We start from the raw sequence: 11,385 nt of genomic DNA on the forward strand, positions 1-11,385 counted from the left end.
TTAAACTCTCTGCAAGGGCTGTTAAGGTGTCTGCCCTGAAGGGTTCGGCTATCTGGAGAAACGACCATGGGTGAGCAGGATCCTTTCATCAAGGGCCTCAAGGAGCGTCTGCCCGACGACCTCAGGGACTCCTTCAGCGCCGAGCAGCTCGATGCGCTTCAGGTCGCTTTCGGGGCGCGTCAGTGGGGCCGGCATAGTCTGGATCTGCGCGGTACGGTCAAGCTGTGGCGCTGGCGCTATTACTTCGTGCTGCTGGCCGGGCGCAACAAGCGCGACCTCAGTCGAGCCCAGCAGGAGCTGTCGCTGACCGCCAAGGCGATAGGCGTCAGCGTGTTTCTGCTGGTGTCGCTGGCGCTGGGGTTGCTGTTTCTCTATCTGCTCAAGTCGGCCCTGGGTATCAACCTGTTTTCCGGGTTTTCGCTGGGCGTGTGGGACTGGTTCAAGAGCGGCTGAACAGCATCGCCTTCAAGCCGCCTTCGGCCTGCGCATCGGGGAACTCCGCCGGGTTTTCCAGGCGCCGCTCGAAGCGCAGCTCGGGTGCTTCGCTGGCCATGCCGGCGATCAGGAAGTCGCTGCCGATGTTGGGGTCGTTGACGCAGGCCAGCACGCGGCCTTCGGCACTGAGCAGCTCGGGGAGCTTGCGGAGAATTTTCTGGTAGTCACGGGTGAGGGCGAAGCTGCCCTTCTGGAAGGAGGGCGGGTCGATGATGATCAGATCATAGGGGCCGTGGCGTTTTACCTTGCCCCATGACTTGAACAGCTCGTGGCCCAGAAAGCTGACCCGGCTCAGGTCATGGCCGTTGAGGCGATGGTTGTCACGGCCGCGGCTCAGCGCCGCCTTGGCCATGTCCAGGTTGACCACATGCTCGGCACCACCAGCGAGTGCCGCGATGGAGAATCCGCAGGTATAGGCGAACAGGTTGAGTATCCGCTGGCCGCTGGCATTCTCGCGGACCCAGCGGCGGCCCAGGCGCATATCGAGAAACAGCCCGGTGTTCTGCTTGCGACCCAGGTCGAGAAGAAAGCGCAGGCCGTCTTCCTCGATGATCCACTCTTCGGGCAACTCGCCCACCAGACACTGCATCGGGCTGTCGGTCTGATAGCGATGCTGCAGCAGCAGGCTGTGGGCCTGGCTGCGCTGCCATTCGCCGGACTGGCTCACTTGCAGCAACATCGTCTGCAGGGCCTCGAGTTCATCGGCCGGCGGCTCCCTGAACAGGCACACCAGCACGATGCCCTGCAGCCAGTCGACGGTGATGTGTTCGAGCCCTTCCCAGCAACGACCACGGCCATGGAACAGGCGCAGGGTGTGCGCCGGTGCGTCATCGAGCGCACGGCTGAGGTGCTGGTGGAGAAAATCCAGATTGGCAGGGGTCATGGGGGCTATCGGTTGCCGGGCGCGGCAGTTTAAACCAAAGCGCTGCATCGCTCACGAAGCCTCGCCTGCGGTTTCATGCATGACGCCCCTGTCGGCCGGGTTGGGGCAATGGCCGCCCGCTTGCCCTCGAGCAGGCCCCGCGCTAACCTGCGCAGGCCGCTGCACAATCAGCGGCCGGGTTTGGCGACCCGATCTACGTTAGGCGCACAGGCGCCAAAAACACATTTGCAGGCGCTTTTTTTACGCCCGCAGTGTCGTTTTATGGTGGCCGTGCGCGGGAGACCTTCGGGTCTGCCGGGTGCCTAACGTCCCGGTTCGCCAACCTGCGCACGGCTGCCACCCATGATCGTTTGGCGACGGTTCGTGGCAGCTCCAGCAATACGTTAGGAGCACTACACCATGACCCATCCACACGCCCTCGATCCGTCCGCATGCTGCCCTGCTGATCACGAGCACGGAGGCTGCCATGACTGACTTCCTCCCGCTATCCAGCAACCCGACCACCACCCCAGTGCTGCTGATCGACAGCCGTTGTTCCTACGCCGACCTGCATGAAAGCGCCCAGCAGCGTTTCAGGGCGGTGTGCGGCCTGCTGCACAGTCTCGCCGCCATGAGCATCACCCAGGCCGACGGCCTGGACATACAGCACATCAGCGAAGCCGCGTACCTGCTTGCCGAGGATGGCTGCGATCTGGCCAGGGCCGCTCACCAGGCGGCGATGCGCGAGAAGCGTCTGCGCTGAACGAGGGGGGCGGGTCGGCAACCGGCCTGCCCGCACCGGGCGCGGCACCTCGACGCTTCGCCCAGGCCGGCTTTTTCGCCATGCATAAAAAAGCCCGTCACGAGGACGGGCCAACTGTGCCATGACACTGGAGTAAAACGATGCGATGCAGCCTTACAGGATCGACAGCGGGTAGTTGAAGATCAGGCGGTTCTCGTCGAACTCGTTGGCGCTGTAGTCGCGACGGATGCTCGCGTTGCGCCAGCGCATGCTCAGGTTCTTGAACGCGCCGCTCTGGATCACGTAGGCCAGCTCGGTTTCACGGCCCCATTCCTTGCCATCGTCGGTGGTGCCGACATGCACGTTGCTGCCGCTGATGTAACGGTTCATCAGGGTCAGGCCAGGAACGCCCACACCGGCGAAGTTGAAGTCATGACGCACCTGCCAGGATTTCTCCTTGGCGTTGTCGTAGCTGGAGTTGTAGCTGTCGTTGGCCAGGGTACCGCCGCTGGTGCCCGAAACGCGCATCCAGCCGGTGTCGCCGCTGACCTTCTGCAGGCCGACGTAGACGGTGTTGCTGCCGTACTTGGCGGAGAACAGGCCGGAGTAGACCTTGTTGTCCAGCTTGCCGGCTTTGGCCGAGCCATCGTCTTCGCCCTGGAAGTAGCCGAGGTTGGCGCCCAGTGTCCAGTCGCCGATCGGCTGGCTGTGGGTCAGCTGTACGTACTGCTGCTCGTAGATATCCTTGAGTTCCGCGCCCCACAGGCCGATCAGGGTGCGGTCGCCATTGAACTTGTATTCGCCACCGACGAAGTTGAAGCGGTCGGAAGCGGCACCTGCGTAGATCAGGTCTTCCATGCTCGCGTTGTTACGCTCGCTGTTCTGGCGGAACTGACCGCCATACAGGGTCAGGCCGGTGATCTCGTTGGACGTGACCTGGCCACCACGCAGGGTCTGCGGCAGGGAACGACCATCGTCGGCACGCAGGATCGGCAGCACTGGCATCCACTCGCCGACCTTCAGTTCGGTCTTGGAGATCTTGGCTTTGGCAGCCAGGGCCAGGCGACCGTAGTCATCCGCCGGGCGACCATCGTCATGGCGCGGCAGCAGGCCGGTGCCGTAGGTGCCGCCACCGCCGTCGAGCTTGACCGAGAGCATGCCCAGGGCATCGACACCGAAGCCGACCACGCCAGGGGTGTAACCGGAGCGCGCATCGAGGATGAAGCTCTGCGTCCACTCTTCGGCCTTGCTCTGGGCGTTGGCCGGGTTGGTGAAGTTCCGGTTGATGTAGAAGTTGCGCAGGTTCAGGGAAACCTTGGCGTCGTCGACGAAACCTTCGGCCTGGGCTGCGAAGGGCAGGGCGAGGGCCATGCTGCCTGCGCCGATGAGGCCCAGCGAGATGATCTTGCGTGGTGTCATTGTTGTTGTGCTCCCGTTTTTTGAACAGACCATCCTCTGCCAATCACCGATCGACATGCCGTGAGGAAGGTATGGATAGCCCCGTGCAGGGCGACAGACCTGCGTGCAGACACACAGGACTCTGCTTCAGGCCCTAGCCGTCGGCGAATAGGTGGCGCGCAGGTATCGAGATGAATGCGGCAGACTGGGCAAGGGAGCCCAAGGCGAGTTGGCGTGGTGCGGATGACGTGAAGGCGACAGTCTTCATGGTGCGACCTTTTTTGTTTTTATTAGGTTCTGTTGTCATACAACATTGCCGCTGATTATCTGCAGCTCTGAATCGGCTTGTCAACGCACTCTGATGAAATGTTCCGTCAGGCCCGTTCACGTCGCTCCTTTGCGATTCCATAATGTGGGAAAACCCGCATGAAGCCTGCATTTCAGTTATCGCGGCGGCTAATTTCTGTATGTCCGCATGGGCCAACTATACGACCTTGGCCGCCGGCCAGATAATAAGAAATGTTGTGTGATAACGTATGACGATATTTATCAGTGCAGGAAATCCCATGCCGCATTGTCTTGTCGAGGCCCCGCGCTCACTGGAAAAAACGCTCGGTGGCGATGAGTTGGTCGCTCTGGTGCATGACGCCGCGATGGGCACCGGATTGTTCAGGGAGGGTGAGGTGAAGGTGCGTCTGAGCCTCTACGACCACTACAGTGTCGGCGGCAGTCAGGGCGATTTCCTGCATGTGATCTTCTACCTGCTGGCCGGCCGTACGGACGAGCAGAAGAAAGCCCTGTCGATGGCCATCGTGCGCTCGCTGGTGGAGCGCCTGCCGGAGGTCGAAAGCATTTCTCTGGATGTGCGGGACATGCGCCGTGAAGCCTTCAGCAACCGGCGCAGTTGCCTGGTCGCAGGCTGATGGGCAGGCCGGGCGGCCGAGGTGCCGCCCGACTGTTGGTTGAACCCGGCAGGAGATCAGCCCCGGTAGTAGCGCTGCGCCACGAACGGGGTCTTGGCGACCTTCATGGCGACGCGCTTGCCGCGCACCAGGGCCCATACATCGCTGTCCACGGCGACGTGGCTGCTCCGTACGTACCCCATGGCCAGCGGTGCGCCCAGGCTCGGGCCGAAGCCTCCGCTGCACACCTGACCGATGAGCTCGCCCTCGGCATTCACCAGTTCCGCACCTTCACGTACCGGCGTACGTTCCTGGGGTAGCAGGCCGACACGTTTGCGGGCGACGCCTTCCCGCTGCTGCGCGAAGATCCGCTCGGCACCCGGGAAGCCGCCTGGGCGAGTGCCATCGGCCCGTCGCGCCTTGGAGATCGCCCAGAGCAGGCTCGCCTCGATCGGCGTGGTGTCGGTGCTCATGTCGTGGCCATACAGGCACAGGCCGGCCTCCAGGCGCAGCGAGTCACGGGCGCCCAGGCCGATCGCCTGCACTTCGGGCTCGGCCAGCAGGCTGCGTGCCAGGGCTTCGGCATGGGCGGCGGGCACGGAGATTTCGTAGCCATCCTCACCGGTGTAGCCCGAGCGGCTGACGTAGCAATCGACGCCGAGCAGGCGTACCGCGGCGAACTGCATGAAGGTCATCTTCGCGACTTCAGGTGCCAGGCGGGTGAGTACGTCGACCGCCCTGGGGCCCTGCAGGGCGAGCAGGGCGCGCTCGAAGCGCGATTCGATCTGGCACTGGTTGGCGATGTGCTGCTGCAGGTGCATCAGGTCCTGATGCTTGCAGGCCGCGTTGACCACCAGAAACAGCGTGTCGTCGCCCAGGTTGGCGACCATCAGGTCGTCGAGGATGCCGCCATTGGCGTCGGTGAACATGGCGTAGCGCTGCATGCCCACCGGCAGGTCGACGATATCCACCGGTACCAGGCTCTCCAGCGCCTTGGCGGCGCCGGCGCCGCGCAGGATGATCTGGCCCATGTGCGAGACGTCGAACAGCCCGGCGGCTTCGCGGGTGTGCAGGTGTTCCTTCATCACGCCGAGCGGATATTGCACCGGCATCTCGTAGCCAGCGAACGGCACCATGCGTGCGCCCAATTCCAGGTGCAGCGCGTGGAGGGGCGTTTTCGCCAGAATTTCAGAGCTCATTGCGCTCTCCTGTGTAGGTCGTGAGCGGCCCGCAATCGCGTGCGGGCATAAGGGGGGCTGCCGAAGCGTTCGGCAGCCCGGCGCGATCAGGCGTCCTGATAAGCCTCGATGGGGGGGCAGGCACAGACCAGATTGCGGTCGCCGAACACGTTGTCGACCCGGCCTACCGGCGGCCAGTATTTGCCGTCGATCAGACTGCGGGTCGGGAAGACCGCCTGCTCGCGGCTGTACGGATGCGTCCACTCGCCCACCAGTTCGGCGGCGGTGTGCGGGGCATTCTTCAGCGGGTTGTCGTCGACATTCAGCTCGCCGCGTTCGACCGCCCGAATTTCCTCGCGAATGGCGATCATGGCGTCGCAGAAGCGATCCAGCTCTTGCTTGGACTCGCTTTCGGTCGGCTCGATCATCAGCGTGCCAGCCACCGGGAAGGACATGGTGGGGGCATGGAAGCCAAAGTCGATCAGGCGCTTGGCCACGTCGTCGACGCTGATGCCGCTGCTGTCCTTGAGCGGGCGCAGATCGAGGATGCACTCGTGGGCCACCAGGCCGCCTTCACCGCTGTACAGCACCGGGTAGTGCTCTTCCAGGCGACGGGCGATGTAGTTGGCATTGAGGATCGCCATCTGCGACGCCAGGCGCAGGCCGGTACCGCCCATCATGCGGATGTACATCCAGGTGATCGGCAGGATGCTGGCGCTGCCGAATGGCGCGGCACTGACCGCGCCTTCCTTGCGCTGCATGTGGGCGTGACCGGGGAGGAAAGGCGCCAGGTGGGACTTCACGCCGATCGGGCCGACACCCGGGCCGCCACCGCCATGGGGAATGCAGAAGGTCTTGTGCAGGTTGAGGTGGGAGACGTCGCCGCCGAACTTGCCGGGCGCACAGAGGCCGACCATGGCGTTCATGTTGGCGCCGTCGATGTACACCTGACCGCCGTTGTCGTGGACGATGGCGCAGATCTCGCGAATGCCTTCCTCGAACACCCCGTGGGTGGACGGGTAGGTGATCATGATCGCCGCCAGCTGATCGCGGTGCTGCTCGGCCTTGGCGCGCAGATCGGCGATATCGACGTTGCCGCGAGCGTCGCAGGCGGTGACGACCACGCGCATGCCGGCCATATGGGCGGTGGCCGGGTTGGTGCCGTGGGCCGATTGCGGGATCAGGCAGATGTCGCGCTTGTCGTCGCCGCGGCTGTGGTGGTAGGCGCGGATCGCCAGCAGGCCGGCGTATTCACCCTGGGAGCCGGCATTGGGCTGCAGCGATACGGCGTCGTAGCCGGTGGCAGCGCAGAGCATGGCTTCCAGCTCATCGGTCAGTTGCTGATAGCCGGCGCTCTGCTCGGCAGGGGCGAAGGGATGCAGGTTGCCGAATTCCGCCCAGGTGACGGGAATCATCTCGCTGGCCGCGTTGAGCTTCATGGTGCAGGAGCCCAGCGGGATCATGCTGCGGTCCAGGGCCAGGTCCTTGTCGGCGAGCTTGCGCAGGTAGCGCATCAGCTCGGTTTCCGAGTGGTAGCGGTTGAATACCGGGTGCTCGAGGATCGCCGACTGACGCAGTTGCGCAGCGGGCAGGCCGGTGTCGTCCGTCTTGGCCAGGGCCGCGAAGTCCGGCAGAGGTTTGCCATCGGCGAACAGGGTCCAGAGTTGCTCGATATCCGCCTGAGTGGTGGTTTCGTCGAACGACAGGCCGATACGCCCGGCGTCCACTTCGCGCAGGTTGATGCCGGCTGCACGGGCTTTCTGGTGCAGTGCCGCGGTCCGCTCGCCACTTTGCAGGGTGAGGGTGTCGAAGAATGCCTGTTGTTCGATCTGCAGACCGAGCGCCTGCAGGCCGCGGGCGAAGATCAGCGTCAGTTGGTGGACGCGCTGGGCGATCCGGGTGAGCCCCTGCGGGCCGTGGTAGACGGCGTACATGGCGGCGATATTGGCCAGCAGCACCTGAGCGGTGCAGATGTTGCTGGTGGCCTTCTCGCGGCGGATATGCTGTTCGCGGGTCTGCATGGCCAGGCGCAGGGCCGGGTTGCCGAAGCGGTCCACCGAGAGGCCGACCAGGCGGCCCGGCATGTCGCGCTTGAACGCGTCACGGGTAGCGAAATAGGCGGCATGCGGGCCACCGAAGCCCAGCGGCACGCCGAAACGTTGCGCGCTGCCCAGCGCCACGTCGGCACCGAACTCGCCAGGCGCCTGCAGCAGGGTCAGGGCCAGCAGATCGGCTGCCACGGCCACCAGGGCGTTGGCGCCGTGGAAACGCTCGACCACGTCGCGGTAATCGAAGATGTCGCCATTGCTCGCCGGGTATTGCAGCAGAGCGCCAAAGAAGGCGCTGGCGTCGTCGATGGCGGCCTCGTCACCGACCACCACTTCGATGCCCAGCGGCTCGGCGCGGGTACGCAGCACGTCGAGGGTCTGCGGGTGACAGTGCTGGGAGGCGAAGAAGGCGTTGGCGGCCTTGTTCTTCGACAGCCGCTTGCAGAAGGTCATGGCTTCGGCGGCGGCGGTGCCTTCGTCGAGCAGCGAGGCGTTGGCGATCGGCAGGCCGGTGAGGTCGCTGATCAGGGTCTGGAAGTTCAGCAGCGACTCCAGGCGGCCTTGGGATATCTCCGGCTGGTAAGGCGTGTAGGCGGTGTACCAGGCCGGGTTTTCCAGCAGGTTGCGCAGGATCGGCGAGGGTGTGTGCGTGCCGTAGTAACCCTGGCCGATGTAGTTGCGAAACAGCTGGTTCCTGGCGGCGATGGCCTTGATGGCGGCCAGCGCATCGGCTTCGCTCTGGCCGTCGCCAGCAGGCAGCACGCTGGTGCCCTTGATGCTGCCGGGAATGACGCTGGCGGTCAGTGCGTCGAGGTCGCTGAAACCGAGGGTTTCGAGCATGGCAGCGGTATCTTGGTCGCGTGGGCCGATATGGCGTGCGATGAATTCGTTGCGGGTGGTCAAGTCGGTCATGGTTTTCTCTCAGGCGTCGGCTTTGGCGTTGAGCAGGCGCTCGTAGGCGTCCTGATCGAGCAGGCCGGCCAGCGCCTCGGCGTTGCTTGGGCGGAAGCGGAAGAACCAGCCCTGTCCCAGCGGTTCGGCGTTGACCAGCTCGGGGCTGGCCTCGAGGTCGGCGTTCACTTCGACCACTTCGCCGTCGAGCGGCATGCCGATGTTGCTCGCTGCCTTCACCGATTCCAGCACGGCCACTTCTTCACCGGCGGTGTAGGCCTGCAGGTCGGGCAACTGTACGAATACCACGTCACCCAGTGCGTCTTGAGCGTAGGCGGTGATGCCCACGGTGACCAGCCCATCGGCCTCCTGACGCAGCCATTCGTGCTCGACGGTAAAACGCAATTCGCTCATGGGGACTCCTTGGTGGTTTTCGTGCCCATCTGTGTGGGCGCAGCTAATGGGTAGAGCCATTAGCAAACTAGGTGCCAGTTTATTTTTTATATATAAATCAATGGCTTAATGTTTTTAATTGGGTGTGAGGCGACGATTTGTATCGATTTCGATACGCAGTGTTCCGTCTTTAAGCCCCAGCCCACGGCAAGGCCCCGAATGTCGCAGCTGACAAACTCCGTGTCGTATTCGATACGTTGTATTTAAAACGATACATGTGGCGCAGGCGCCCGCAATCGGGTGGCGGAGGGGGAGTCAGTGCAGGGCGGTACCTGCGCTCAACTGGCGCAGGCGATCGCCCAGGCGGACGTGCAGCGCCGGGTCGTCGCACAGCAGCAGGGCACGCTGGACATCGAAACGCTCCGCCTGTGGGCAATCGAGGCGCTGGTAGAGCTCGGCTCGGGCCAGATGATCACTGACGTTGGGAGGCGCCAGTTGCAACACGCGCTCGGCGTCTTTCAGGGCGGACAGGTAGTCCTCGTCCTGCACATGCAGATAGCGCAGGTTGCGTGACAGGCGCACGATCATGCTGCGGGCATCGCAGGCGAGCATGTGTTCGGCACTCAGCTGGGCCTGCGGGCCGATGTAGCGCAGCAGCAGCTCACGACAGTCGCGGGTATACAGGCGCCGCCCGCCACAGGGGTCGAGCAGGTGGTCGGCACCGGGAACTCGCAACAGGAAGTAGCCAGGGAAATTGACGCCCTGCAAAGGGATGCCCAGACGCCGCGCCAGCTCCAGGGCGATCAGTGCGATGCTCAGGGGCTGGCCACGACGGCGCAGCAGCACCTTGTGCAGCAGCGCTGCCTGTGGCCGCACCGGGTTGTCGTCATCTTCGTGGAAGTTCAGGTCGTTGAGGCGGCGCAACAAAGGCTGCGCGAGCTCCTGCGGGGGGAGGTTGGGGAGGCCTGCATCGACCTGGTGCTTCAAGCCGTCGAGCTCGCTGACGATCAGCTTGGGTTGCACGGCCATGTCATGTTCGGCAGCGACCCACAAGGCCGCTTCGAAGAGCGCCGGCTGCTCGGTGTTCAGACAGGCAAGGCAGTGGTCGCGCGCACTCATGGTCACCTCCCGTGGGTGACCTCTGTTTTAACCGTGCGCGCGCCTGACGTCTAGAGCTGAAGGCCGCGGATATGTTGCCGGCGATTTGTACGGCACCGCCCGCCGATCATTCCGCCTGGGCTTCGCTACCCAGTTCACCGAGGGCATCGGGCTGGTTCTTGAAGGCCTTGGCGAACACATCGCGGTTTCTGGCCATGTAGATGCCCAGCTCTTCGCCCTGTTCCTCGCTGAGGGACGGTACCGCCTTCTGCAGTACCTCGCTGAGCAGTTCTGCCAGTTCCAGCATCTTGTCGTGACGGTCGGCTTCGGCTTTATCCATGAATAAACGCTCCGGATCGCGACTGCTGCGGTATACCACTTCGACGGCCATTCATCACCTCTACGCCTTCACGCTAATGGTTGAAAATATACTGTTCATACATACAGTTTCGGCAAGCATAATGAACCTTGCTGCATTTGAACAGGGTAAACATGATTGCCGGTGTGCGCGGCATCTTGTCACGCGCTGCGAACCGTCGCATCCGTGCCTTTTCGCCGACGGCGGGCTTCTCTGTGCCACGGCAGGCGCTGCGGGCCAGCTTCGCTGGTCTCGTTCCTGCATGGAAGTGTCATGCAGACGCGCAATCATGGCGGCATTCGGCTGCATGAATCGTGGAGAGGGAAAGGGTATGGAGTGGTTGGATATCAGCCGCAAGCAGATGCACAAGGGCGCGAACTCGATCGGCTGTTCGTCGAGGGCCTCCACTACCTGGGCCTGGCGCTGGGGGCAATGGTCAACACCTATTTAAAGACCAACAAACCAGTACGTACTACAAGGTAGTCATCTGATCGCTTGAGATCTCTGGCATCATCGAATTTTGAATGGTAGGGGAGGGGAGTCTTTGTGAAATGGGCAGATCGCAGCAGGGAACGCATGCACAAGCAGGCTAATTCGATAGGGAACCTTTTTGTCGAAGGGTTCCATTACATGGGGCTATTCGCCATCGGTGCCGCTACCGCATGGGCTTCGGTCATGGCTTTCATGGACATGGTGGAAGCACGCCATGCCAGCGTAGACGACATCTTGCTTCTATTCATCTACCTGGAGCTTGGGGCGATGGTAGGGATCTACTTTAAAACGAACCATCTCCCGATAAGGTTTCTGTTGTACATCGCGATCACGGCGCTTACCCGACTTCTGATCGGTGACGTGTCCCACCACAAGGCGCCGGATATCGGCCTGCTGTACCTGTGTGGCGGTATCTTCTTCCTGGCGCTGTCGGTGCTGGCGGTGCGCTTCGCGTCCTACAAGTTTCCGTCCAGCAAGGCCATCGACTCGAGCGGCGAAGTGGTCGGCGACAACTACTCGGAGAAGTAG

Annotated in this window: 12 protein-coding genes; 5 read left to right on the plus strand and 7 right to left on the minus strand. The window is 63.0% G+C overall.

Annotated features, from left to right (window positions below; genetic code table 11):
- Positions 1 to 66: 66 nt before the first annotated feature.
- Positions 67 to 453, plus strand: a complete 387-nt coding sequence (locus ACT9T4_RS11425; protein WP_042555394.1) for a hypothetical protein — start codon at positions 67 to 69, stop codon at positions 451 to 453.
- Here the strand turns inward: ACT9T4_RS11425 and ACT9T4_RS11430 are convergent.
- Positions 440 to 1,378 carry a class I SAM-dependent methyltransferase gene (locus tag ACT9T4_RS11430; RefSeq protein ID WP_042555395.1) on the minus strand — a complete coding sequence of 313 codons (939 nt, stop codon included), beginning with the start codon at positions 1,376 to 1,378 and terminating at the stop codon, positions 440 to 442. The genes ACT9T4_RS11425 and ACT9T4_RS11430 overlap by 14 nt on opposite strands.
- Positions 1,379 to 1,844: 466 nt before the next feature.
- Between ACT9T4_RS11430 and ACT9T4_RS11435 the strand changes: the two genes are divergently transcribed.
- Positions 1,845 to 2,120: a hypothetical protein gene (locus tag ACT9T4_RS11435; protein ID WP_042555396.1), complete on the plus strand. Its 276-nt coding sequence runs from the start codon at positions 1,845 to 1,847 to the stop codon at positions 2,118 to 2,120.
- A gap of 153 nt (positions 2,121 to 2,273) precedes the next feature.
- On the opposite strand, the gene ACT9T4_RS11440 is transcribed toward ACT9T4_RS11435, so the two are convergent.
- Positions 2,274 to 3,518, minus strand: coding sequence for an OprD family porin (locus ACT9T4_RS11440; RefSeq protein WP_042555397.1), 1,245 nt, complete (start codon positions 3,516 to 3,518; stop codon positions 2,274 to 2,276).
- A 545-nt stretch (positions 3,519 to 4,063) separates the two neighbouring features.
- Between ACT9T4_RS11440 and ACT9T4_RS11445 the strand changes: the two genes are divergently transcribed.
- Positions 4,064 to 4,420: a 5-carboxymethyl-2-hydroxymuconate Delta-isomerase gene (locus tag ACT9T4_RS11445; protein WP_499117019.1), complete on the plus strand. Its 357-nt coding sequence runs from the start codon at positions 4,064 to 4,066 to the stop codon at positions 4,418 to 4,420.
- Between the two features lie 56 nt (positions 4,421 to 4,476).
- Here the strand turns inward: ACT9T4_RS11445 and gcvT are convergent, their stop codons facing one another.
- From gcvT to ACT9T4_RS11470, 5 genes are all read right to left on the minus strand, one after another.
- Complete coding sequence (gcvT, locus tag ACT9T4_RS11450) at positions 4,477 to 5,598, minus strand: glycine cleavage system aminomethyltransferase GcvT (RefSeq protein ID WP_042555399.1); 1,122 nt, start codon at positions 5,596 to 5,598, stop codon at positions 4,477 to 4,479.
- An 86-nt stretch (positions 5,599 to 5,684) separates the two neighbouring features.
- A complete protein-coding gene (gene gcvP, locus ACT9T4_RS11455; RefSeq protein ID WP_499117021.1) occupies positions 5,685 to 8,537 on the minus strand; it encodes an aminomethyl-transferring glycine dehydrogenase in 2,853 nt (950 codons plus the stop codon).
- A 9-nt stretch (positions 8,538 to 8,546) separates the two neighbouring features.
- Positions 8,547 to 8,930 (minus strand): glycine cleavage system protein GcvH, encoded by a 384-nt coding sequence (gene gcvH / locus ACT9T4_RS11460; protein ID WP_179538969.1) that lies wholly within the window; start codon positions 8,928 to 8,930, stop codon positions 8,547 to 8,549.
- 294 nt (positions 8,931 to 9,224) lie between these two features.
- Complete coding sequence (locus ACT9T4_RS11465) at positions 9,225 to 10,028, minus strand: SirB1 family protein (RefSeq protein WP_179538968.1); 804 nt, start codon at positions 10,026 to 10,028, stop codon at positions 9,225 to 9,227.
- A 106-nt stretch (positions 10,029 to 10,134) separates the two neighbouring features.
- Positions 10,135 to 10,398, minus strand: coding sequence for a YebG family protein (locus ACT9T4_RS11470; RefSeq protein WP_499117024.1), 264 nt, complete (start codon positions 10,396 to 10,398; stop codon positions 10,135 to 10,137).
- A gap of 240 nt (positions 10,399 to 10,638) precedes the next feature.
- On the opposite strand from ACT9T4_RS11470, the gene ACT9T4_RS11475 reads away from it, so the two are divergent.
- Positions 10,639 to 10,848: a hypothetical protein gene (locus ACT9T4_RS11475; protein WP_499117026.1), complete on the plus strand. Its 210-nt coding sequence runs from the start codon at positions 10,639 to 10,641 to the stop codon at positions 10,846 to 10,848.
- A 63-nt stretch (positions 10,849 to 10,911) separates the two neighbouring features.
- A complete protein-coding gene (locus ACT9T4_RS11480; protein ID WP_082045851.1) occupies positions 10,912 to 11,385 on the plus strand; it encodes a phosphate-starvation-inducible protein PsiE in 474 nt (157 codons plus the stop codon).

The sequence above is a fragment of the Pseudomonas sp. SZ40 genome, from assembly GCF_052958135.1.